A 24,495-nucleotide genomic window follows, 5' to 3' on the forward strand; every position below is an offset into this window, starting at 1 on the left:
TTAGACGGGGTTTAAATGATGAAGCTTGACCCATCAGGAGTCAGCAAGCCCCCGGTGATTCAATGGGAGGCCCATGCGTGCTTGCCATTGATTCCCGGACAGGATATGTCCCGCCTGAACAGGTATCGAGCAGCCGGCTTCCATCATGTGTCGATCAACGTTGGCATGGACATGACCCCGTTTGAAACGGTGATCCGAACAATTGCGGGGTTTAGAAGCTGGCTGGCTGATCACCCGGAAGACTTTGTCCTGGTGGCCACCGCCGACGATATCTACCAGGCGCACAAGTATAGAAAGCTCGCGGTCTCCTTTGACCTCGAAGGTTCAAACATGCTGCTACAGGATCCTGCGATGGTGGCACTGTTCGCAAGCTTAGGGGTTCGCCAAATGTTGCTTGCCTACAACCGCGACAACAGTTGCGCTGGCGGCTGCCATGGAGCAAGTACCGGATTGACCCCCCTGGGACGCAAGATCGTACAGGGTATTAATACAGCAGGAATTATCATTGACTGTTCGCACGCCAGCAAAAGCGCCAGTCTTGAAATTATGGAAATTTCACAGCTCCCTGCGATTTTTTCTCACACCAACGTTAAAGCGGTTTTTGATCACCCGCGAACAATCGACGACGAACAAATATTCGCGTGTGCGGCTCAAGGTGGGGTGATCGGACTTACAGGTTTAGGCATATTCTTGGGCGACCCATCCGCCTCTGTAGACGCTTACATTCGACAAATCGACTATCTGGCAGAGCGCATCGGGACACGCCATATTGGGATAGGCTTGGATACCGAGTTGTACCCTGAGCATAAAGATTTGCCGGAAGGTGAAAAAGAGGAAGACTGGTGGCCGATTGAGCACTATGGCCAGATGAACGGACATGTTCAATTGCAGCCAGAGACACTGGGTGAGGTTGCACAACAATTAACGCGCTTGGGTTACTCAGATGCGGATATCCAGGCGATCTACGGCAATAATTTCATGCGTATTGCACAGGCAACCTGGCCAAGACCGAAACCTGGGACTTGAATCGCACCCCGTTAATTGAACACGCGTCTGATCAATTGGATGAGCAATCAACGCGCTACAGAAGCGTGCAGCCGTTCCAGGCTGTCAATCGAGTGCTGGCGCAGGCGCACAGTAATCACTGCGGATTGACCGGCGTGTCAATTAGCGTGATGACACACCTTACTTCCTGAGAGCCTCGACGACTACGTCAGCGGTACCAATCCGGTGCGCGTAGTCGACGTCTTTGTCGACGAACTCGACTTGGTCAACTTGGGGTTTGATAACGCTATTCCTGCTGATACAGGCCGACCTGGTTATCACCCTGCGATCCTGCTGAAGATCTATATCTACGGCTATCTCACCGAATTCAGTCGAGCCGGCGCCTGGAGCAAGAAGCCTAGTGTAACGTCGAATTGATGTGGCTGACTGGGCGTTTGATGCCGGACTTCAAGACTATCGCCGACTTCCGAAAAGACGCCAGCAAGGCCATCCGAAGCGTCTGTCGCCAGTTCGTTGTGCTGTGTCAGCAGTTGGGATTGTTTGGAGAGAATCGGGTCGCCATCGATGGCAGTCAATTTATGATCACCTGGGAAATCCAAAGCAAAAAAAAGCCTGCATCTCTGCAGGCTTTCTCTATCTGGCTCCACGACCTGGACTCGAACCAGGGACCCAATGATTAACAGTCATTTGCTCTACCAACTGAGCTATCGCGGAATGCGCCGTATGTTACTGATTGAAAAGGAGAAGTCAAGCTTTCTATGGCACTCGCTGCGATTAAACCGGATGGCCGGTTGAATCCGCGTGCTCGCTGGCCAACTCCAGCCAGGCCAGGGCGGCGGGTGGTAAGTGGGCGCTGGCGCGCCAGGCCAGGGCGATGTGCCAGTCGGTGTGAGGTTCGTCCAAGGGGATCAGGGCGATGCCGGCGTGTTGATGTTTGTGCGCCAGCATGCGCGGCAGGAAGGCCACGCCCAAACCGGCGGCGACAAGGTCGACGATGAAGTCGATCTGGCCGCTGCGTGCCGTCACCTTGGGGGTGACGCCTTTGCGTTCGCACGCAGTGAGAATCTTGGCGTTCAGGGCGAAGCCGGCTTCAAACAGGATGAAAGGTGAGTCCGCCAAGTCGGTGAAGTCGATGCGTTTGCGCCGAGCCAATGGGTGGCTGATGGGCAACACGGCGATCAGTGGTTCATTGCGTACGGGTTGGTAGTCGAAGCCTTCGTCCACCGGCAGCAGCAGCGCCGCCAAGTCGACCTCCCCCGCTTCCAGGCACTCGCGCAGTTTTTTGCTGCCGTACTCGGTGAGTTCGATGTCGATGTCCGGATAGCGACTGCGGTAGGTGGCAAACATCGTCGCGAACAGCACGCCGCAGCCCACAGGCGGCAAGCCGATTCGCAGCACGCCGCGCTTGAGGCCGCGCAGGTCGTTGATCTCGGCCACCAGGTCGTTGTGTTCGGCGAGCAGCACCAAGGCGCGGCGGTAGGCAATTTCGCCGGCGGCGGTGAGTTCGTTGCGGTGGCCGAGACGGTTGAGCAACGGCGTGCCCAGTTCGTCTTCGAGGGTCTTGACCGCCTTGCTCACGGTGGATTGGGTCAGGGACACCACCTCGGCAGCCTGGGAGAAGCCACCTTGGCGCACCACTTCGACAAAGGCACGCAGTGTTCTCAGGTTCATCGGTATTCCTTTGGCGACTGGCTACCAGTGATAAAAGTTGTTTTTATCATGCCAGATATTTGCCTATCCTGATCCGCCCTGGCTTGTGGAGACACCGTTCATGATCATCTCGTCCGCCTCCGACTACCGCGCCGCCGCCAAGCGCAAGCTGCCGCGCTTCCTGTTCGACTACATCGACGGCGGCGCCTACGCCGAACACACGATGCGCGCGAACAGTTCGGACCTGGCCGAGATCAGCCTGCGCCAGCGCGTCCTGCGCAACGTGGATAACCTGAGCCTGAAGACCACGGTGTTCGGCCAGACACTGGACATGCCGGTGATCCTCAGCCCGGTGGGCCTGACCGGCATGTACGCGCGACGCGGCGAAGTGCAGGCGGCCAAGGCAGCGGGGAACAAAGGCATCCCGTTCTGCCTGTCGACGGTATCGGTGTGCCCAATTGAAGAGGTGGCGTCGCAAAGCGCGCAGGCGATCTGGTTCCAACTGTACGTGCTCAAGGACCGTGGCTTCATGCGCAACGCACTGGAACGAGCGCAGGCGGCCGGCGTCACGACGCTGGTATTCACCGTGGATATGCCCACGCCCGGCGCGCGCTACCGCGATGCCCACTCGGGCATGTCCGGGCCATTCGCAGCACAGCGACGCATGTTGCAAGCTGTCACCAAGCCGCAATGGGCCTTTGATGTGGGGTTGATGGGCCGCCCGCACGACCTGGGTAATATCTCCAAGTACCTGGGCAAACCCACCCACTTGGAAGACTACATCGGCTGGCTGGCCAACAACTTCGACCCGTCGATCAGTTGGAAAGACTTGGAGTGGATCCGCGAATTCTGGAAGGGCCCGATGATCATCAAGGGCATCCTCGACCCACAGGATGCCAAGGACGCGGTGAGGTTCGGCGCCGATGGCATCGTGGTTTCCAACCATGGTGGTCGTCAGTTGGATGGCGTGCTGTCCACCGCTAAGGCCTTGCCACCGATTGCCGATGCGGTAGGCGACGACCTTACGGTGCTGGTCGACTCCGGCATCCGTTCCGGGCTGGACGTGGTGCGCATGCTCGCCCTGGGTGCCAAAGCCTGCCTGCTGGGTCGCGCCAGTGCCTACGCGCTGGCCGCCAATGGCCAGCATGGCGTGGAAAACCTGCTGGACATCTTCGCCAAGGAAATGCGCGTGGCCATGACCCTCACGGGCGTGACGTCGATTGACCAGATTGACCAAACTACCTTGGTTGGCCAACACCTTCAAAACGGGTAACCATCGGCCAAATAACCGGCGCCATTATTCAACGACTGTTTCTATATATAAGAACGGTCGTTGTTTTATAAGAACATTTAATAATGTTAAACCATTTGGCATGAATATCGCTCTAACCTCTCCAAGCAGGTTAAGCGATGACAAGACGTGCGGCGGTTCCCAGGGGTTATAACCCAGTGAAAAGCGGTCTAAACTGTAACCAATGTTTTACGGAACTGAAGGAACAGTTAGACGCTTGGCACTCGCCACTCTCATCGAGCCTGTAAGACAGCTAAGAGCTTAGAGGCCGATCGCTTATGAAAACACCTACCCAGACCAACGCAATTGACTTCGACAGTGCCAAATTGCAGCGCCTGGGGTTTGGTCAGCCATCCCTCGTCCCACGCCGCCCCACCACCATCACTCAACTTCGCCAGCAACTGGGCCTGCAACTGCAAACCAGCCTGGAACCGGAGCGCATCCTCGGTGTTTTCTTCCGAGAGATCCAACGCCTGGTGCCTCTGGACGCCCTGCAATACCGCCATCAAGCCAGCGACCTGCGCCTGGAGTTCGGCCATCGCGGCCACCATACGGCGAGCTACAGCCTGAGCCATGAAGGCGAGCACCTCGGTGAATTAATCTTTCGCCGCAACCAGCGCCTGGTGGAAGAAGAACTGGGCCAGCTCGAATCCCTGCTGGCCACCCTGCTCTACCCGATGCGCAACGCTCTGCTTTACCGTGCCGCCACCCGCAGCGCCCTGCGCGACCCGTTGACTGAGACCGGCAACCGCATTGCCATGGACCAGACCTTGCAACGGGAAATCGACATGGCGCGCCGGCACTTGAACCCGCTGTCCTTGCTGATGCTCGACATCGACCACTTCAAGGTCATCAACGATACCCACGGCCACACCGCCGGCGATACCGTGTTGCGCGCCGTCGCCGCAGCTATAAAGAGTCAATTGCGCAACGTGGACATGGTGTTTCGATTTGGCGGGGAAGAGTTTCTGATCCTGCTGTCCAACACCGGCCGAGACGCGGCGGCAATGGTCGGCGAACGCCTGCGCCAAGCGGCACAGACCCAGGATTACCGGGCGGATGGAGAACGGATCGAATTGACGGTGAGCCTCGGTTGTTCGACCTTGCTGGCTGCAGAATCTGCCGAAAGCCTGCTGCGCCGAGCTGACAGCGCGTTGTACGTGGCCAAGCGCGAAGGCCGCAACCGCTTGGCGATGGCGGGGTAAGCCCTAACCGTTAAAGGCGAATGAAATAACTGTGGCGAGGGAGCTTGCTCCCTCGCCACATTACCTACTGCATCAGGCTTCGCTGGCGACCCGCGCCTGGCGGTCACGCACCAACGTTGGCGCCTTCTCTTTCTCCAGGCGCATGCAACTTTCCAGGAACAGATACATGTAGTCGTAGCTCTTGCACACGGCTTGGCGCAGCTCTACCTGCAATTCCTGGGACGGGTTCATGCCGGCCAGGGTGCAGAGGATTTCCAGCGCTTCCCACGGGTGGGCGTCATCGTACTGGGCGTGCATCTTCAGCCACTTCATCGCACGCTTGCGTTCTTCCTCTGGGAAGGCCGCCGCGTAGACGCCGGTAGAACAGACCACCGCAGACCATTCCCCCGTTGCCCCCTCGATTGCGTAGTTGGTCGCGGCAATCGCCACGATCAGCGAATCGGCAGAGCTGGTGTGCCAGCACCAATGGCTCAGTGCGTGCAACTCCGGCGGTACGTTCTGGGCCTGCAACTCTTCCAGGCTCACGCCGTGAGCACGGGCCCAATGCACCCAATAGTCGGCATGGTTGAGTTCCACGCGAATATTGCGCATCAGCCAGCGGCGCGCCATGTCCTCCCCGGGATGGCGGGCAAATTTGGTCTTGGTGAGGTTCTGTGCCATGTACAAGGCAAACTGTTCCACCACAGGCCAGCCACCGATCAGGTAGTGGCGCATGGTCTTGGCGCTGAGCGTGTTATCGCGCATGCGCTGGTACAGTTCGTGTTCGACAACGCGACGCTTGCTCTCGCTACAGTCCTGGATCAGTTTCTGTGCCCAGGCGGGGTAACTCGAGGCTTCCATAAGCGGGCCGGTTCTGTTGAATGTGTCGATCACTGTTTAAGGCTCCTTTTTAAGTGTGATTGTACAGACCAGCGAATGTTTCAGCGGAATGTGCCAGGCGCCTTGAATAACAGGGGCTGCGGCCGCACAGGTCGACACTGCAAGCTATCAAAGGTAAACAATTGCGGTCGTTCAATCAGGTAGCCCTGAGCGTAATCCACACCAATTTCGAGTAGTGCCTGTTCGATTTGCGGTGTCTCGACAAATTCTGCAATTGTGCGCTTACCCATGACATGGCCGATGTGATTGATCACTTCGACCATCGCGCGGTTAATCGGGTCGTCCAGCATATCCTTTACGAAACTTCCATCGATCTTCAGGAAGTCTACAGGTAAATGTTTGAGATAAGCGAATGAGGACATTCCGGCACAAAAGTCATCCAGCGAGAACTGACAACCTAAGGCTTTGAGTTCATTAATAAAGCGGATTGCACTGCCCAGATTGGCAATCGCACTGGTTTCAGTAATTTCAAAACAGATCATGCCGGGCGGAATATTGTAAGTATGAAATTTCTCACGTAAAAACCCGAGGAACTCATCATCACCAATAGTTATGCCTGACAGATTGATCGCACACATGGCCATCGGGCGGTTCGGACGCTCCTGCAGGCAACGGGCGATGATCTTGAACACATTCTCCACCACCCAACGGTCCAGGGACGTCATCAGACCGTAACGCTCGGCCGCCGGGATAAAGCTGTCGGGCAAGATAATGCGGCCGGCCTCATCATGCAGGCGCAGCAGGATTTCGATATGCCCATTGCCCGCATCGGTCTGTCCCAGGGGCGAGATTTCCTGGGCATAGAGGCAAAACCGGTTCTCTTCCAAGGCCATGTGCAGGCGCTGCACCCAGGCCATCTCGCCAAAGCGCAGGGACAATTCCGAATCATCGGCGTGGTACACCTGCACACGGTTGCGACCTTTCTCCTTGGCCATGTAGCACGCCATGTCGGCGGCGCGCAGCGAGGTTTCCAGGGTGGTCGGCGTTTGCCCAAGGTGCACCAGGCCGATGCTGACAGTGGTCATGAACGGCCGGCCCTTCCACACAAAATGCAGGCTCTGCACCGTATGGCGCAGGCTCTCGGCGATTTTTTCCGCCACGACCGCCGGACAGTTTTCCAGCAAAATGCCGAACTCATCCCCCCCCAGGCGCGCCAGGGTGTCGCCCTCGCGCAGGTCCGACTGCAGCAACGCGCAAATATGTCGCAACAGTTCGTCACCGGCCGCATGACCACAGGTGTCGTTGACCAGCTTGAACTGGTCCAGGTCAAGAAACATCAATGCATGCCGTCCGCCGTGCTGCTGCCCTGCCGGGTGCAGCACCTGTTCCAGGCGGAATTCGAATTCGCGGCGGTTGGCCAGGCCAGTCAGGGCGTCATGGGTTGCCTGCCAGGACAGGTTGGCGATGTATTGGCGCTCTTGGGTCATGTCATGCAACACCAGCACCGCCCCCGTGACCTTGCCGTCGCTGCGGATCGGCGCACCCACCAGGGTCACCGAGACCGTGCTGCCATCCAGCCGCTGGATGGTCTTTGAATGCTCGCTGCCGCCGCTGAGCTGGCCCTTGACGATATGTTCGATCAGGGTAAACCCGTCGGGCTCGGCATCGTCATCCAATAAGTTGAACAACGCTGCCAGCGGCAGGCCCTGAGCCTGGGCCGAATGCCAGTGAGTCAGCGCCTCGGCTGCCGGGTTCATATAGGTAATGGCGCCGTCAACGTCGGTGGTGATCACGCCATCGCCAATCGACTCCAACGTGATCTGCGCTCGCTCCTTCTCTTGTTGCAGGGCATTGGCGAAAGCGTGGCGCTGGGCCAGCAACTTATGCGTGCGCAACAGCGCCAGCACAATCAGGCCAAGGGCCGTGGCCAGGTTGGTAATCAGCAGCAGCCGCAGGATCATCCGCGAGCCTTCGCCCAAGGCATCGCTGAAGGCCTTGGCAGCTGGCGTTACGCCTTCATTGATCGCGATGATATGCGCCTTCCATTGCCGCACATCGTTGGCGCTGACGTGGTCGCGGAGGATTGCGCCGTGCATCTCCTGGGCCAGGCCATCGAGTTGCACCAGGTAGCTATCGCCCACGGTCCACAACTCGATGGCTTTTTCCAGGTAGCTGAAGTGACGAAAATTGAGGTACAGCCAGATCAGGCTCGAGACGTCATCCGGGTGGTTGCCCCCCTTGAGAATGCCCAGCCGCGCAGCCGTAAGATCAGGCGTAGGACGATCGAGGGCGATGCGCAGCTCATGCCCGCCCTGGGGCACGGCTATGGCCTGCTGGTATCTGAGGTACGTGGCTTCGTCACGGTTGTCAGCGTAGAGCGTGAGGTAGTAGATGGCGTCTTTCTGGCCCTTCGACCACAGGCTCTCGCCGGCCACATAGCCGCGCACAGCTGAAAGCATGAAAAGACTGACACAGCCCAACAATGCCTGAAACAGCACCACGGCGATGAAAGGCCACACAATGCCCAATAGCCTTGGCGTTCCGAGAGTACGCTTTTGCTTCATGAAGTCCCTTGCACATGCACTGCTGGATACGCACGCGAAAAACCGCTTCCGATAGCTCAGCTTAGGCTGAATCAACGTACTTGCTGTAAGTGCCCGTAGAGTTTGGCGTACAAGCCGCCATCGGCAATCAATTGCTGATGATCACCGTCCTCAGCAATGTGACCGCCGTCGAACACTAATACTCGGTCGGCTTGCTTAACCGCCGACAGGCGGTGGGCGATGATCAGTGTAGTACGCCCACTGAGAAACCGCGCCAGCGCCTGATGCAGGTTGTACTCGGTAGCGGCGTCCAGGGCGGAAGTTGCTTCGTCGAGGATCACCACTTTCGGCTCGGCCAACACCATGCGCGCAATCGCCAGGCGTTGACGCTGCCCGCCGGAAAACCTCACCCCGGAGCGCCCTACCACACTGTCCAAGCCCATCGGCAATGCCTTGACGGTAGCATCCAACTGGGCGATTTCCAGTGCCTGCCAGCAGGCCTGGTCGCTGCGCTCGCGACCCATGGTCAGGTTGGCGCGCACAGTATCATTGAACAACGCGGGATGTTGCAGCACCACGGCGACGTTTTCGCGGAGGGTCTCCAGCCCGATTTCCTGCTGAGTGGCACCACCAAAGCGAATAGTTCCAGCTTGTGGCGTATACAGCCCGAGCAGCAGTTGCACCAAGGTACTTTTTCCGCCGCCGCTGGCGCCGACGATTGCCACTTTCTCGCCCGGCGCAATGACCAGGTTCAACTGGTCGAGCACCAGGTCTTCGCCGTAGCCGAAGTTCAGGCCGCGCACTTCGATGCCGACGGTCTCACGCCCGGTAAACGGGTCTTCCCCCCCGGCATACTGCGGTTCGTCGGCACGCGCCAGCAGTTCGTTGATCCGCGTCAGGGCCCCGCCCGCCGCGTAATAGGCATATTGCAAGTTCAACAGCTGCTCCACCGGCCCGATCATGAACCACAAGTAACTGAACACCGCGAGCATCTGGCCAATGGACAGGTCGGAAAACAGCACGGTGAGCATGGCGGCCGCACGGAAAATATCGATACCAAACTGGAACAGCAAACCACTGGCGCGGCTGGAGGCGTCGGTTTTCCACTGTGAATGAATGGCAAAGTCACGCACCTCCCGGGCACGCTGGCCCAGGCGCCCGAGGAAAAAGCCCTGGCGGTTGCCGGCGCGCACTTCCTGGATAGCGTCGAGGGTCTCGGTCAAGGCCTGGGTGAAGCGCGAAGTACTGTCGTTTTCCAGCTTCTTCAAGTGTTTGACGCGTTTGCCCAACTGCACCGTGGCGTAGATCACCAGCGGGTTAAACAGCAGGATCAGCAGCGCCAATTGCCAATGCATCCACACCAGGATCGCCGAAGTGCCCACCAGCGTGAGCATGGCCACCAAAAAGCGGCTGAGGGTTTCGCCGACGAGTTTATCCAGGGTATCCAGGTCGGTGACCAAGTGCGTGGTGACCGTGCCACTGCCCAGGCTTTCGTACTCGCCCAGAGAAATACGCTTGAGCCGCTCAATCAGGCGCACGCGGATGCGGTACACAATGTCCTTGGCCAGCCGCGCAAACAGCCGCGCCTGCACCACGTTGAACACCAGGGCGCCGCAGCGCAGACACAGGGTCACCAGCAGCATGAGGCCGATATACCCGGCCGCTTTCTGCCAACCCAGCGGGAGGGCGTGGTTCATCACGTTGAGGGCGGCATCGCCATGGCCCAGCAGCACTTCGTCCACCAGCAACGGCAGTAGCAAGGGGATGGGTACACTGCACAGGGTTGCCAGTACGGCAACGCCATTGGCGATCCACAGGGATTTCTTGTGACGCAGGGCCAGGCGGCGAATTTCCGCCCAGGTCAGTCGGTCCACACGTTTGCCGGCATTTTTGTCTGGCTGATCATGCACAGGTCGCTCGCTCCAGCCACCGGGCCAACAACGGCGACAGCTCGGACAACGGCTGGTAACCGTTGGTCAGCAGGGCCAACTGGCCATTACGCTCGGCCAACAGCGTCGGGAAGCCGGCGATGCCCAAGTCCTGTACCCAAGTGAAGTCGGCAGCCGTGGCAGCATGCTGCTCCGCACGGTCGAAGGCACCGGCGAACTCGATACGTGGAATGCCCGCTTGTTCGGCCAGCTCCACCAGGACGCTGGCAAGGGTCACATCGCGGCCCTCGACATAAAACGCATGCTGGATCAGCCCCAGCAGTTTCCACGCGCAATCCGGCGCCAAGCTGCGGGCGGTAACGATGGCGCGGCACGCGGGCTCCGTGTCGTACACAAAACCGTCAGGCAATGCGCCTTCGCGCTTGAACGGCTGGCCAGTGGCGTCGGTGACGGCCTGCCAGTGCTCCAGGATGTAGCGGCGGGTCGTCGGCTCCAACGCCGCGCCACTGCCGGTGCGCAGGCCGCCCACCACCAGGTGCAGTTCCACACCGGCCGACTGGGCCTGCTTCACCAACGCCTTGGCCACCGGGGCAAAGCCCCAGCACCAGGAACACATCGGGTCCATTACATAGAGCAGGCGCGTGGACATGGCTCAAGCCTCGGAAGGTGATTGCTTATAGTTGAAGCCAATCGGGTGCGGCATGTTGCGGGCCTTGGCCAGCTCGATCTGCTTTTGCCGATCAATCGCGCTGCGACGGGTCTTCTCGGGCAGCTTATCCCAGCAATGCGGGCAGCTGATGCCAGCCACGTAGTGCTCGGATGCACGGTCTTCCACACTCACGGGTGTGCGGCAGGCATGACATTGATCGTAGTCGCCTTCGCTCAAGTCGTGACGCACGGTCACGCGATTGTCGAACACAAAGCAGTCGCCCTGCCATTTGGTTTCTGCCTGCGGCACCTCTTCGAGGTACTTCAGAATGCCGCCCTTGAGGTGGTAGACCTCGTCGAAGCCTTCGCTGAGCATATAGCTGGAGGCTTTCTCGCAACGAATGCCGCCGGTGCAGAACATGGCGACTTTCTTGTGCTTGGCGGGGTCGAAGTTGGCTTTGATGTAGTCGGGAAATTCACGAAAACTGGTGGTTTTCGGGTCAATCGCGCCTTCAAAGGTGCCAATGGACACTTCGTAGTCGTTACGGGTGTCGATCAGCAGCACTTCCGGGTCGCTGATCAGCGCGTTCCAGTCCTGCGGTTCGACGTAAGTACCGACCTTTTTGTTCGGGTCGACGCCTTCGACGCCCAGGGTCACGATCTCTTTCTTGAGCTTGACCTTGGTGCGGTAGAACGGCTGGTCGTCGCAGTAGGATTCTTTGTGGTCGATGTCGACCATGCGCGGGTCTTTTTTCAGCCAGGCCATCAGGCCATCAATGCCTTCGCGGCTTCCGGAAACGGTGCCGTTGATGCCTTCTTCGGCGATCAGCAAGGTGCCTTTGATGCCGTTGTCGACCATCGCCTGCAGCAAGGGCTCGCGCAGGGCGACGTAATCTTCGAGGGTGACGAACTTATACAGTGCCGCCACGACAATCGGTTGAGTCACGGGTGTTCTCTCCAGGTGGCTACCCTCGTAAAGGGTGAACCGGATGCAAAAAAAACGCGCCGTCTGAGCGGCGCGTTGCGGAGTCTAACAAATGCTCGGTGTCAGAGACACCCGATCATCAGTCATGCCCGCCGGCGCAGGTCGGCGAGGCCGGGGCTGCGTCGATTTTCGCCCATTCTTCAGGCGTGTAGGTATGCAACGCGAGCGCATGAAACTCGCCCATCAGGTCACCCAGGGTAGCGTAGACCTTCTGGTGGCGCTTGACGCGGTTGAGCCCTTCGAACTGCGGGCTGACCAGCACGGCCTTGAAGTGGGTCTGCAACCCACGGCTGTGCATATGGCTTTCATCCTGCACGCTCAAATAGTCCTGGCCCAGCTCGGCGAGCGCCACTTCGATACGCTGTTGCATGGTCATTGCCGGCTCCACTTACTTCTTGGCAGGGGCGGCAGGTTTCTTCGCCGGTGCCAGTTCGTTGGTCATGTCTTCCAACAGCTTGTTCACCACCGGCACGGCGCTTTCCAGCTTGGCCTGGGTCATCTGGGCCGATTGCTGGGTCAGTTGCGGCATTTTTTCCAGGACTTTCTTACCCAGTGGCGACTGGTAGAAGGCAACCAGGTCCTTGAGTTCGGATTCGCTGAAGTTGGTGGTGTAGAGCTTGACCATGTCCGGTTTCAGCTTTGGCCAGCCGATAGCCTGGTCCAGGGCAGCGTTGGCCTTGGCCTGGTAGCTGTCCAGTACGGACTGCTTGGCGGCAGGCGCCTTGGTTTGTTCGAAACGCTGGGCGAACATTTGCTGCACTTGCATGTACACCGGGGTACCCAGCTTGTCAGCGTGGGCCAGGGTAAGGAAGGCTTCGGCACTGGCGTTGTGGCTGGCGGTATCGGCAAAAACCTGGCCGCTGGCGCAAACCAGAGCAACCGCGGTACAGATGGCACGAAGACGAGTCATCGAGTTTCCTTTTCTAGCAGGCGAGGTAAGACCCCAAGGGCGCCCATTCTGCGCCTAAAAAACGCCATGGCTCAACCCCACCCCTTGTCGGGCCTGGATTTGCGGGCAATGAATCCGATGAAAAGCCTTTTATGGAACCCGCTGGGTCGATCAGGGCCTAAACTGCGCAAACGAACCTGAAGGAGTGTGCCCGATGAGCCGTATCGAAACCGACAGCCTGGGAGAAGTCCAAGTCCCGGATGACGCTTACTGGGGCGCTCAGACCCAACGTTCGCTGGTGAATTTTGCCATTGGCGAGCAACGCATGCCCCTGGCGGTACTGCACGCCCTGGCCCTGATCAAAAAGGCCGCGGCACGGGTCAACGATCGAAATGGCGACCTGCCTGCCGACATCGCCCGCCTGATCGAACAAGCCGCCGATGAAGTGCTGGCTGGCCAGCATGACGACCAGTTCCCCCTCGTGGTCTGGCAAACCGGCAGCGGCACCCAAAGCAACATGAACGCCAACGAAGTGATCGCCGGCCGCGCCAATGAGCTGGCTGGCAACAAGCGCGGCGGCAAGAGCCCGGTGCACCCCAACGATCACGTCAACCGTTCCCAGAGTTCCAATGACTGCTTCCCCACCGCCATGAGCATCGCAGCGGTACAAGCGATACATGAGCGATTGTTGCCGTCGATCGCCACGCTTTCCGGTGGCTTGGCCGAACTGGCCGCCCGGCATATGAACCTGGTGAAGACCGGGCGCACCCATATGATGGACGCCACGCCGATCACCTTTGGCCAGGAACTCTCGGCATTTATCGCCCAGCTCGACTACGCCGAACGCGCTGTGCGCAGCGCCCTGCCCGCCGTGTGCGAGCTGGCACAGGGCGGCACGGCCGTGGGCACCGGGCTGAATGCGCCGCAGGGTTTTGGCGAAGCGATTGCCGCCGAACTGGCGGCGCTGTCCGGCTTGCCGTTTGTGACCGCGCCAAACAAATTCGCCGCCCTCTCCGGCCATGAGCCGTTGGTGACCCTGCACGGCGCCCTGAAAACCCTGGCCGTGGCCTTGATGAAAATCGCCAACGACCTGCGCCTGCTGGGCTCCGGCCCGCGCGCCGGGTTGGCCGAGGTGAAGTTGCCGGCCAACGAGCCGGGCAGTTCGATCATGCCGGGCAAGGTCAACCCGACCCAATGCGAAGCGCTGTCGATGCTGGCCTGCCAGGTCTTGGGCAATGACGTAACCATCGGCATGGCCGCGAGCCAAGGGCACTTGCAGTTAAACGTGTACAAGCCGGTGATCATCCACAACCTGCTGGAGTCGATCCGCCTGCTGGCCGACGGCTGCAACAACTTCCAGGAACATTGCATTGCCGGTCTCGAGCCCGACGCCGAGCAGATGGGCGCGCACTTGGAGCGTGGGCTGATGCTGGTGACTGCGCTTAATCCGCATATCGGCTACGACAAGTCGGCAGAAATCGCCAAGAAGGCCTACACCGAAGGCCTCACCCTACGGGAGGCTGCACTGGCGCTGGGCTATCTGACGGATGCCGAATTTGATCAGTGGGTTCGCCCCCAGGACATGCTAGGCGCCTAGGAAGCCATGCGCACCCGCCGGGCCTTGAGCCCGGCGAGCAACGACGGCGCCAGCGCCACGGTCGCCGAGCCCAACACCACCACCAACGCCCCGGCATACCCCAGGGCGTTGATTTCTTCGGCCTGCACATACTCAGGCCACAGCCACGCCGCCAGGGCGACGGCTACAAAGGTCACCAACGGTGTGAGCGCAAGAGTCGCACTGACCCGCGAGGCTTCCCAATGCGCGAGCGCTTCAGCAAAGGCGCCGTAGGCCACCAGGGTGTTCATGCAGCACGCCAGCAGCAACCAGCCTTGCAGCGGGCTCAGGTCCAACGCCTCCAGCGGGTGCGCCCAAGGCGTGAGTAGCACGGCGCAGGACAGGTAGATCACCATCATCACCTGCAGCGAATTCCACACCGTGAGCAATTGCTTCTGACCCAGGGCGTAGAACACCCAGATCGACGTCGCGAGCAGAACGGTCAGCACCCCGGCGGTGTAGGTGCCAAGTGACGTCAACAACTCCAACAGACGTTGGTTGAAGAACAGGCCAAAACCGACCATCAGCACCAACAACCCCAGTACTTGCCCGCGACTGAAACGCTCCTTGAACACAAACACGCTGGCGACCATCAAGAAGATCGGCCCCATCTGCACCACTAACTGCGCAGTGCCGGGGCTGAGCATTTTCAAGCCCACCAAGTACAGCACGTAATTGCCCACCAGGCCGCACACGGCCATCCCCACCAGCCAGCCACCCTTGGGGCCCAGCACCTTGCGGCTGGGCAAGCGCCGGGTGAGCGCCAGGTAGAAGAACAGGCAACCGCCGGCCACCGTCAGGCGAAACCAGGTGACCGTGATGGGGTCCATCACCTGCAACACCTGCTTGAGTTTGATCGGCAGAATGCCCCAGAGCAGCGCGGTCAGCAGGGTCAGGAAAAAACCATAGACCCAGCGGCCGGAAGAGATGTGCATGAATGCCCCAGGAGCCAGAGGAAGTGGTGCAGCATTCTAGGGGTAAGTGAAAGGGTTGGGCTATGACGCCGTTCAAATGTGGGATCCGGCTTGCCTGCGATGGCGGTGTGTCAGGCAAAAAATCGACTGATCGACCGCTATCGCAGGCAAGCCAGCCCTCACATTCGAGCCGGTTTCTTCAGTGGGGTTTAGCGGACGGCTTCGAACAGGCCGGTGGCGCCCATGCCGCCGCCGACGCACATGGTGACGATGCCATAGCGCACATTGCGCCGCTGCAGCTCACGCACCAAATGCCCTACCTGCCGCGATCCGGTCATGCCGAACGGGTGCCCGATGGAAATCGAACCACCGTTGACGTTGTACTTCGCGTTATCAATGCCTAGGCGATTACGCGCATACAGGCACTGCGACGCAAACGCTTCGTTCAGCTCCCACAGGTCGATATCCGCCACTTGCAAGCCCCTGGCCTTGAGCAGCTTGGGCACCGAGAACACCGGGCCGATGCCCATCTCGTCCGGCTCGCAGCCAGCCACGGTAAACCCACGGAAAAAAGCCTTGGGCTTGAGGCCCAACGCCAAGGCTTTTTCCAGGCTCATCACCAGGGTCATCGAAGCCCCGTCGGACAGTTGCGACGAGTTACCCGCCGTCACCGAACCGTCCTCAGCAAATACCGGCTTCAACCCTTGCAGGCTGGCCAACGTGGTGTCCGGACGGTTGCAATCATCACGATCAACCACGCCATCGAGCACCTGCACTTCACCGGTGTTCTTGTCTTCGACCTTGTACTTGACGGCCATGGGCACGATTTCATCGTTGAACAAACCATCAGCCTGAGCCTGGGCGGTACGCTGCTGGCTTTGCAGGGCGTACAGGTCCTGCTCTTCGCGGCTGACGTTGTAGCGACGGGCGACGATTTCCGCGGTCTGGCCCATGGGGAAGTAAATACCTGGCACCTGCTCTTTGAGCAGTGGGTTGATCAGGTTGTCGGTGTTGACGCTTTTCATGGTCAGGCTGATGGACTCGACACCACCGGCGACGATGATGTCGCTGCAACCCGAGGCAATCTGGTTCGCCGCAATCGCAATGGCCTGCAAGCCCGACGAGCAGAAGCGATTGAGGGTCATCCCCGCCGTGCCGGTGCCCAATTGTGACAGCACCGCCACATTGCGTCCGATGTTGTAGCCCTGCGCACCTTCGTTGGAGCCGGCGCCGACGATGCAATCTTCCAACGTCGCCGGGTCGATGCCGTTGCGGCTCAGCAGCGCGTTGACGCAATGGGCCGCCATGTCATCCGGGCGAGTCTGGTTGAACTTGCCGCGAAAGGATTTGGCCAGGCCGGTTCGCACGCTGTCGACGATCACTACTTCACGCATGGGCTACCTCGATCTTGTCGTTGTTGGGAGTTGGATCGAGGATAGATCCAGGCCCTCCCAATCGCGACGATCATTCACCCCGCCTATACAAAAGCATGGCAGGTAAACAACTTGTAGTGAGCGGGCTTGCCCCGCGCTTGGCTGCGAAGCAGCCCTAATCCAGGCACCGCATTTATCCAGTTAAATCTCGTTGGCAGGTTTTGGGGCTGCTTTGCAGCCCAGCGCGGGGCAAGCCCGCTCACTACAGAAATTCCAGTCACCATAAAAGGGGTTATTTCTTTTTCTTTTTATCGTGCTTGTCGGACTTGGCAAATGCCTCTTCCAAGGCCACGTTGATCGTGCGCAAAACCTTGACCCGGGCCCAGCGCTTGTCATTGGCTTCCACCAATGTCCAGGGCGAGACTTCAGTGCTGGTGCGGTCGACCATATCGCCGACGGCGGCGCGGTAGTCGTCCCATTTGTCGCGGTTACGCCAGTCGTCCTCGGTGATCTTGAAGCGCTTGAAGGGGATTTCCTCGCGGGCCTGGAAACGCTCCAACTGGGTCTGCTTGTCGATGGCCAGCCAAAACTTGACCACGATCACGCCGGCATTGCGCAGTTGCTCTTCGAAGTCATTGATCTCGCCATAGGCGCGCATCCAGTCCGCCGTGGTGCAAAAGCCCTCGATGCGCTCCACGAGCACGCGGCCGTACCACGAACGATCGAACACGGTGAACTTGCCCCGCGCCGGGATTTTCTGCCAGAACCGCCACAAGTAAGGCTGGGCGCGTTCGTCTTCGGTGGGCGCGGCAATCGGCACGATATGGTACTGGCGCGGGTCCAGTGCGGCGGCGACACGACGGATCGCCCCGCCCTTGCCCGCCGCATCGTTGCCTTCAAACACCGTGACCAGGGCGTGCTTGCGCATGCGTTTGTCGCGCATCAGGCCGGAAAAGCGCGCCTGCTCCGTAATCAGTTGCTCTTCGTAATCGTCCTTGTCCAGCCGCAGCGTCATGTCGAGGCTGTTAAGCAAGCTCATCTGGTCCACCGCCGAGGGTAATGGCGCCGGGTTCATGCCACTGGCCTTGCCCTTGGGCAGCTTCAGGGCGTTTTGCAGGCCTTCGAGCAGGATCTTGCCCACGGTCAGCCCACGGTAATGCGCGTCAACGCCTTCGATGACATGCCACGGTGCATAGTCGCGGCTGGTGCGGCGCAGCACACGTTCGCCGAAATGCACGAATTTGTCGTACGTCTCGGACTGCTGCCAATCCAGCGGGCTGATGCGCCAGCTGTGCAGCGGGTCATCGGCCAGGGCCTTGAGCCGCGCCTTCATTTGCTTCTTGGACAGGTGGAACCAGAACTTGAAGATCAGCGCGCCTTCATCGCAGAGCATCTTCTCCAGGCGCTCGGCACCGGCGATGGCCTGGTCCAGGCGTGCATCCTTGATCTGCCCATGTACCCGGCCTTGCAACATCTGGCTGTACCAGTTGCCGAAAAAAATCCCCATGCGGCCCTTGGCCGGCAGTTGGCGCCAGTAGCGCCACGCGGGCGGTCGCGCCAGTTCTTCGTCGGTCTGCTGGTCGAAGGTGCGCACTTCGATCAAGCGCGGGTCCATCCATTCATTGAGCAGTTTGACGGTCTCGCCTTTACCGGCGCCTTCGATGCCATTGATCAGGATGATGACCGGAAAGCGCTTCTGCTGTTGCAGCTCGTACTGCGCTTCCAGCAGGGCTTCACGCAGTGCCGGCACTTCGGCGTCGTAAGTGTCTTTGTCGATGGCGTGGCCGATTTCAGCGGATTCGAACATGGGCAGCTCCGTTTCAAGTTGGACCAAGACTAGCGGATTGGGCAGCAGCGCGCGGGAGGAAATTCCATACGCGCTTGCCGTAGGTCAATTCATCACGGGTTGATCGGCTAGAATGGCCACCTGGAATTTACCGAGCCGCCCATGAACCCCATCACCCACGCCCAGCTCGACTGGGATGACCAAGGCCGCCCGCACTCGCGGGTGTTCGACGATGTGTACTTTTCCGACCAGTCGGGCCTTGAAGAAACCCGCTACGTGTTCCTCGAACAGAACCGTTTGCAGCAACGCTTCGCGGCGCTCCCGGCGGATGGGCGACTGGTGATTGGTGAAACCGGCTTCGGCACCGGGTTGAATTTCCTGTGTGCCTGGCAACTGTTCGAACAGCACGCGGTTGCCGGTGCGCACCTGCATTTTGTCAGCGTGGAAAAGTACCCGCTGAGCCACGTCGACCTGCAACGCGCCCTCGCCCTCTGGCCCGAGCTGCAGCCCTTCGCCGAGCAACTACTGGCGCAGTACATCGCTGTCCATCAAGGCTTCCAGCGGCTGGTGTTGGATAACGGCCGCGTGACCCTGACCCTGTTGATCGGCGATGCCCTGGAACAATTGCCACAACTGGATGCGCAGATCGACGCGTGGTTTCTCGACGGCTTCGCCCCGGCGAAAAACCCCGACATGTGGACCGCCGAGCTGTTTGCCGAACTGGCGCGCCTGGCGGCACCCGGCTCAACCATCAGTACCTTTACCAGCACCGGTTGGGTACGACGGTTGATCAACGCGGCCGGATTCAAGATGAAGCGCACACCCGGCATCGGCCACAAGTGGGAGATCCTGCGCGGCGAGTTTCTTGGCTGGCCCGTAGATACGCCGCGTCCCACACCAGCCAAACCCTGGTTCGCCCGCCCGCCTGTCATCACAGGCCAGCGCCATGCCATGGTCATCGGCGGCGGCCTGGCCGGTTGCGCCACCGCCGCCAGCCTTGCGGCACGGGGCTGGCGCGTCAGCCTGCTGGAACGCCATATGGCGTTGGCGCAGGAAGCGTCGGGCAACCCCCAAGGCGTGCTGTACCTCAAGCTGTCCGCACACGGCACGGCCTTGTCGCAACTGATCCTCAGCGGTTTCGGCCACACCCGACGGCTGTTGGAACACTTGCACCGAGGCGTCGACTGGGACGGCTGCGGCGTGCTGCAACTGGCGTTTGATGCCAAGGAAGGCCAGCGCCAGGCGCAACTCGCCGATGCGTTCGCCCCGGATCTGCTGCACCTGCTGGACCGCGATCAAGCCCAACAACGCGCCGGAATCAGCCTGGCCCAGGGCGGCCTGTTTTTCCCCGAAGGCGGTTGGGTGCACCCGCCGGCGCTTTGCCAGTGGCAGGCGGCACATCCGTTGATTGAGGTACTCACACATAACGAGGCCGTTGAGCTGCACCGGGTCGATGACCAGTGGCAAGCCCGCAACGGCGATTGCGTGCTGGCGAGCGCCTCAGTGGTGGTGCTGGCGGGAGCGGCTGACATCAAGCGGTTTGCGTTCAGCGCCGACCTGCCGCTCAAGCGGATTCGTGGGCAGATCAGCCGACTGCCGCAAACCGCAGACAGCCAGGCACTGGGCACGGTGGTGTGCGCCGAAGGCTATGTCGCGCCCGCCCGGCTGGGTGAACACACGCTTGGCGCCAGCTTCGACTTCACCAACGACGACCTCACGCCCACCGCTGCCGAACATGCTGGCAACCTGGAAATGCTGCGCGAGATATCCGCAGACCTGCTGCAGCGCCTGGGCGGCGAACACTTGGCCCCGGAACAGCTTGAGGGGCGTGCCGCATTCCGCTGTACCAGCCCTGATTACCTGCCGATTGTCGGACCGCTGGCGGATCGTACAGCGTTTCAAAGCGTGTATGCCGTGCTCGGCAAAGACGCCCGGCAAGTCCCGGATACGCCGTGCCCGTGGCTTCCGGGCGTGTACATTAATAGCGGCCACGGATCACGCGGACTGATCACGGCGCCACTGTGCGGCGAACTAATCGCCGCCTGGCTGAGCGACGAACCGCTGCCGGTACCGGCCAGTGTGGCCGAAGCTTGCCACCCCAACCGGTTTCCCTTACGGGCATTGATTCGCGGCAAAACAACGACGCCGTAATCAGCGCAAACGAAGGCATTAAAGCCATCGCGGCTATTTGCCTTATAACTTATCGGTCTAAAACTCCACGGATAGCACTGGGTCAGTTTCTGGGTACGCGCCCTCAGCGGCGTATTGAGTATTGACCCCTCCCCAACGGAAAAACCGGTAAGGAATTTATGTGCGGATTAGCTGGAGAATTACGTTTCGATGCCCAACCTGCCGACTTGGCGGCCATTGAGCGCATCACTCATCACTTGGCCCCACGTGGCCCGGATGCCTGGGGCTTCCATGCCCAAGGGCCGATTGCCCTGGGCCACAGACGCCTGAAGATCATGGACCTGTCGGACGGCTCGGCCCAACCGATGGTCGATTCACACCTCGGCCTGAGCCTGGCCTTCAACGGCGCGATCTATAACTTCCCGGAATTGCGCCAAGAGCTGGAAGCCCTGGGCTACGCCTTCTATTCCGGTGGCGACACCGAAGTGCTGCTCAAGGGCTATCACGCCTGGGGCGAAGCGCTGCTGCCCAAGCTCAACGGCATGTTTGCCTTCGCCATCTGGGAGCGCGATGCCCAGCGTCTGTTTATCGCGCGTGACCGTCTCGGCGTAAAACCGCTGTACCTGTCGCGCACCGGCCAGCGCTTGCGCTTTGCCTCGGCATTGCCGGCGCTGCTCAAGGGCGGCGATATCAACCCGGTCCTTGATCCGGTGGCGCTCAACCACTACTTGAACTTCCACGCCGTGGTGCCTGCACCGCGTACCCTGCTGGCAGGCATTGAAAAACTGCCGCCGGCGAGCTGGATGCGTGTCGAAGCCAACGGCAAGACCGAGCAGAAAACCTGGTGGACCCTGCCCTACGGTCCCCATGAGGACGAGAAAAACCTGAGCCTGGAAGATTGGACCGATCGCGTGCTCGACAGCACCCGCGAAGCCGTGGCCATCCGCCAACGTGCCGCCGTGGATGTCGGCGTGCTGCTGTCCGGCGGTGTCGATTCGAGCATGCTCGTCGGCCTGCTGCGAGAAGTCGGCGTGCAAGACCTGTCGACCTTCTCCATCGGTTTTGAAGACGCGGGCGGCGAAGCTGGCAACGAGTTCCAGTACTCCGACCTGATCGCCAAGCACTACGGCACGCGTCACCACCAATTGCGCATCGCTGAAAGCGAGATCATCGAGCAACTGCCGGCGGCGTTCCGCGCCATGAGCGAGCCGATGGTCAGTCATGACTGCATCGCCTTCTACCTGCTGTCGCGGGAAGTGGCCAAGCATTGCAAGGTGGTGCAGAGCGGCCAGGGCGCCGACGAGTTGTTCGCCGGTTACCACTGGTACCCACAGGTGGACGGCGCCAGCGATCCTTATGCGGCGTATCGCGATGCGTTTTTTGACCGCAGCTACGAGGATTACGCCGCCACCGTCGCGCCGAAATGGCTGACGGCCAACGACGCTGCCGGTGACTTTGTACGCGAGCATTTCGCCATGCCAGGCGCCGATGCCGCCGTGGACAAGGCGCTACGCCTGGACAGCACGGTGATGCTGGTGGACGACCCGGTCAAACGCGTCGACAACATGACCATGGCCTGGGGCCTGGAAGCGCGTACGCCATTCCTGGACTACCGCCTGGTGGAACTGTCGGCCCGTGTACCTGGCAAGTTCAAGTTGCCTGATGGCGGCAAGCAGGTCCTCAAAGAAGCCGCGCGCCGTGTCATCCCAAGCGAAGTCATCGACCGTAAGAAAGGCTATTTCCCAGTGCCGGGCCTCAAGCATTTGCAGGGCGATACCCTGAACTGGGTCCGTGAACTGTTGCTGGACCCCAGCCAGGATCGCGGCCTGTTCAACCCGGCCATGCTCGACCGCCTGCTCACCGACCCGCAGGGCCAACTGACGCCGTTGCGCGGCTCCAAGCTGTGGCAACTGGCGGCGCTGAACCTGTGGCTCAGCGAACAAGGAATCTGATTGATGAAACCTCTTGCAGCGGCTTACAGCCAACGCTTGCTGAAGGGCCAGGCGCCAACCTACGAGCGCCTGCAAGCTCGCCTGGCTGAAGACGGCAGCCCCTTGGCCGCCGAACCGATTGCCGTGCATTGCGGTTGGGGTCGGCTGTTGATCGGCCATACCTTTCCGGACCCTGCCAGCCTCGCCCAGGAGTTGCTCAATGAGCAGGCTGGCGAGCGAGACATCGCCCTGTATGTGGCGGCTCCCCAGCAAATTCTGGGGATCGATCCCCAACAGTTGTTTCTTGATCCGTCCGACACGTTGCGCCTGTGGTTCAGCGACTATCGCCCAGCGACTCGAGTGTTTCGTGGCTTCCGTATTCGCCGCGTGCAGAGCGAGGCCGATTGGCTGGCGGTGAACCGGCTCTATCAAGGGCGTGGCATGTTGCCTGTCGACGCCGAACGCCTCACGCCGCGCCATCAAGGTGGCCCGGTGTATTGGCTGGCGGAGGATGAAGACAGCGGCGCGGTAATCGGCAGCGTGATGGGCCTCAATCACCAAAAAGCGTTTCACGACCCGGAAAACGGTTGCAGCCTGTGGTGCCTCGCGGTTGACCCGCAATGCACGCGCCCCGGTGTGGGCGAGGTGCTGGTGCGCCATCTGGTGGAACACTTCATGAGCCGTGGCTTGAGCTATCTGGATTTGTCGGTGCTGCACGATAACCGCCAAGCCAAGAACCTTTACGCCAAGCTCGGTTTTCGCGCGCTGACCACCTTTGCGATCAAGCGCAAGAATGGCATTAACCAGCCGTTGTTCCTCGGCCCCGGCCCGCAGGCGGGGTTTAACCCCTATGCACGAATCATCGTTGAGGAGGCCCACCGACGTGGTATCGATGTGCAGGTGGATGACGCTGATGCGGGCATGTTCACCCTGAGTCATGGCGGCCGCCGTGTGCGCTGCCGTGAATCCCTGAGCGACCTGACCACCGCCGTCAGCATGACGCTGTGCCAGGATAAAAGCCTGACGCATAAAACGCTGAAAGCCGCAGGGCTGAACGTGCCTTCGCAACAACTTGCGGGCAGCGCCGATGACAACCTGGAGTTCCTCGACGAGCACCAGCGCGTGGTGGTCAAGCCGCTGGATGGCGAGCAAGGCCATGGTGTAGCGGTGGATTTGCAAAGCATCGAAGATGTGCAGCAAGCGATTGAAGCAGCGCGGCAGTTTGACAGCCGGGTGTTGCTGGAGAGCTTCCACGAAGGCCTGGACCTGCGCATCCTGGTGATTGGTTTCGACGTTGTCGCCGCTGCAATCCGACGCCCAGCCGAAGTGACCGGCGACGGTCAGCATTCCATCGGCGCCTTGATCGAAGCCCAGAGCCGCCGCCGCCAGGCCGCCACTGACGGTGAAAGCAAAATCCCGGTCGACGCCGAAACCGAGCGCACCCTGCGCGCCGCCGGCTACGACTACAGCAGCATTCTGCCTCGCGGCCAGACCCTGGCCGTGCGCCGCACCGCCAACCTGCACACGGGGGGTTGCCTGGAAGACGTCACCGCCATCCTGCACCCCACGCTGGTGGACGCCGCCGTGCGCGCTGCGCGTGCCCTGGATATTCCCATGGTGGGCCTGGACCTGATGGTGCCTGCCGCCGATCAACCCGAGTACGTGTTTATCGAAGCCAACGAACGCGCCGGCCTGGCCAATCATGAACCGCAACCCACGGCGGAGAAGTTCGTGGATTTGTTGTTCCCCCACAGCCAGCCGTCTGCTTGAAAGATGTGTTGCCTGTACTGGCGTCTTCGCGAGCAAGCCCGCTCCCACATTC

The 24,495-nt window shown here is 60.3% G+C and carries 18 protein-coding genes, 1 tRNA gene and 1 pseudogene; 8 read left to right on the top strand and 12 right to left on the bottom strand.

The window, feature by feature from the left end; translation table 11 throughout:
* The first annotated feature begins 15 nt into the window (after positions 1-15).
* Both HU722_RS20050 and HU722_RS20055 read left to right on the top strand, forming a co-directional pair.
* The gene (locus HU722_RS20050; protein WP_225930644.1) at positions 16-1,026 is read left to right on the top strand and encodes a membrane dipeptidase; all 1,011 of its coding nucleotides are present in this window, start codon (positions 16-18) and stop codon (positions 1,024-1,026) included.
* A gap of 156 nt (positions 1,027-1,182) precedes the next feature.
* Positions 1,183-1,583 (top strand): annotated as a pseudogene (locus HU722_RS20055) (transposase); the annotation flags it as partial.
* A gap of 60 nt (positions 1,584-1,643) precedes the next feature.
* Here HU722_RS20055 and HU722_RS20060 read toward each other — a convergent pair.
* Both HU722_RS20060 and HU722_RS20065 read right to left on the bottom strand, forming a co-directional pair.
* Positions 1,644-1,719 (bottom strand) — tRNA-Asn (locus HU722_RS20060).
* A gap of 60 nt (positions 1,720-1,779) precedes the next feature.
* Complete coding sequence (locus HU722_RS20065) at positions 1,780-2,676, bottom strand: LysR family transcriptional regulator (protein ID WP_065873304.1); 897 nt, start codon at positions 2,674-2,676, stop codon at positions 1,780-1,782.
* Positions 2,677-2,776: 100 nt separating this feature from the next.
* On the opposite strand from HU722_RS20065, the gene lldD reads away from it, so the two are divergent.
* Complete coding sequence (gene lldD, locus HU722_RS20070) at positions 2,777-3,928, top strand: FMN-dependent L-lactate dehydrogenase LldD (RefSeq protein ID WP_065910858.1); 1,152 nt, start codon at positions 2,777-2,779, stop codon at positions 3,926-3,928.
* 296 nt (positions 3,929-4,224) lie between these two features.
* Entirely contained in the window at positions 4,225-5,151 is a 927-nt protein-coding gene (locus HU722_RS20075; protein ID WP_065873306.1) for a GGDEF domain-containing protein, read from the top strand.
* Positions 5,152-5,223: 72 nt separating this feature from the next.
* On the opposite strand, the gene HU722_RS20080 is transcribed toward HU722_RS20075, so the two are convergent.
* From HU722_RS20080 to HU722_RS20110, 7 genes are all read right to left on the bottom strand, one after another.
* Positions 5,224-5,991 (bottom strand): iron-containing redox enzyme family protein, encoded by a 768-nt coding sequence (locus HU722_RS20080; RefSeq protein ID WP_189683645.1) that lies wholly within the window; start codon positions 5,989-5,991, stop codon positions 5,224-5,226.
* Positions 5,992-6,071: 80 nt separating this feature from the next.
* Positions 6,072-8,534 carry an EAL domain-containing protein gene (locus HU722_RS20085; protein ID WP_065873308.1) on the bottom strand — a complete coding sequence of 821 codons (2,463 nt, stop codon included), beginning with the start codon at positions 8,532-8,534 and terminating at the stop codon, positions 6,072-6,074.
* A 71-nt stretch (positions 8,535-8,605) separates the two neighbouring features.
* A complete protein-coding gene (locus HU722_RS20090) occupies positions 8,606-10,423 on the bottom strand; it encodes an ABC transporter ATP-binding protein (protein WP_186752059.1) in 1,818 nt (605 codons plus the stop codon).
* On the bottom strand, positions 10,416-11,051 hold the full coding sequence (locus HU722_RS20095) for a DsbA family protein (protein WP_065873310.1): 636 nt from the start codon (positions 11,049-11,051) through the stop codon (positions 10,416-10,418). Before HU722_RS20095 ends, HU722_RS20090 begins: the two co-directional genes overlap by 8 nt.
* Before the next feature lie 3 nt (positions 11,052-11,054).
* Entirely contained in the window at positions 11,055-11,996 is a 942-nt protein-coding gene (trhO, locus tag HU722_RS20100) for an oxygen-dependent tRNA uridine(34) hydroxylase TrhO (RefSeq protein ID WP_065873311.1), read from the bottom strand.
* 118 nt (positions 11,997-12,114) lie between these two features.
* The gene (locus HU722_RS20105) at positions 12,115-12,411 is read right to left on the bottom strand and encodes a BolA family protein (protein ID WP_065873312.1); all 297 of its coding nucleotides are present in this window, start codon (positions 12,409-12,411) and stop codon (positions 12,115-12,117) included.
* A 12-nt stretch (positions 12,412-12,423) separates the two neighbouring features.
* Entirely contained in the window at positions 12,424-12,945 is a 522-nt protein-coding gene (locus tag HU722_RS20110) for a DUF2059 domain-containing protein (protein ID WP_010208895.1), read from the bottom strand.
* Positions 12,946-13,138: 193 nt separating this feature from the next.
* On the opposite strand from HU722_RS20110, the gene HU722_RS20115 reads away from it, so the two are divergent.
* Positions 13,139-14,521, top strand: a complete 1,383-nt coding sequence (locus tag HU722_RS20115) for a class II fumarate hydratase (RefSeq protein ID WP_065873313.1) — start codon at positions 13,139-13,141, stop codon at positions 14,519-14,521.
* On the opposite strand, the gene HU722_RS20120 is transcribed toward HU722_RS20115, so the two are convergent.
* From HU722_RS20120 to pap, 3 genes are all read right to left on the bottom strand, one after another.
* The gene (locus HU722_RS20120; RefSeq protein WP_065873314.1) at positions 14,518-15,474 is read right to left on the bottom strand and encodes a DMT family transporter; all 957 of its coding nucleotides are present in this window, start codon (positions 15,472-15,474) and stop codon (positions 14,518-14,520) included. The two genes, HU722_RS20115 and HU722_RS20120, sit on opposite strands and share 4 nt — an antisense overlap.
* Before the next feature lie 188 nt (positions 15,475-15,662).
* Positions 15,663-16,847, bottom strand: a complete 1,185-nt coding sequence (locus HU722_RS20125) for a thiolase family protein (protein ID WP_065891056.1) — start codon at positions 16,845-16,847, stop codon at positions 15,663-15,665.
* A 271-nt stretch (positions 16,848-17,118) separates the two neighbouring features.
* Entirely contained in the window at positions 17,119-18,633 is a 1,515-nt protein-coding gene (pap, locus tag HU722_RS20130) for a polyphosphate:AMP phosphotransferase (protein WP_065873316.1), read from the bottom strand.
* Between the two features lie 141 nt (positions 18,634-18,774).
* Between pap and mnmC the strand changes: the two genes are divergently transcribed.
* The 3 genes from mnmC (at position 18,775) to ngg (ending at position 24,443) form a co-directional block, all read left to right on the top strand.
* Positions 18,775-20,763, top strand: a complete 1,989-nt coding sequence (gene mnmC / locus HU722_RS20135) for a bifunctional tRNA (5-methylaminomethyl-2-thiouridine)(34)-methyltransferase MnmC2/FAD-dependent 5-carboxymethylaminomethyl-2-thiouridine(34) oxidoreductase MnmC1 (protein ID WP_065891057.1) — start codon at positions 18,775-18,777, stop codon at positions 20,761-20,763.
* 158 nt (positions 20,764-20,921) lie between these two features.
* A complete protein-coding gene (locus HU722_RS20140; RefSeq protein WP_065880821.1) occupies positions 20,922-22,694 on the top strand; it encodes an N-acetylglutaminylglutamine amidotransferase in 1,773 nt (590 codons plus the stop codon).
* A 3-nt stretch (positions 22,695-22,697) separates the two neighbouring features.
* Positions 22,698-24,443 carry an N-acetylglutaminylglutamine synthetase gene (ngg, locus tag HU722_RS20145; RefSeq protein ID WP_065891058.1) on the top strand — a complete coding sequence of 582 codons (1,746 nt, stop codon included), beginning with the start codon at positions 22,698-22,700 and terminating at the stop codon, positions 24,441-24,443.
* The last annotated feature ends 52 nt before the right edge of the window (positions 24,444-24,495 follow it).

The sequence above is a fragment of the Pseudomonas tritici genome (assembly GCF_014268275.3).
Lineage (GTDB): Bacteria > Pseudomonadota > Gammaproteobacteria > Pseudomonadales > Pseudomonadaceae > Aquipseudomonas > Aquipseudomonas tritici.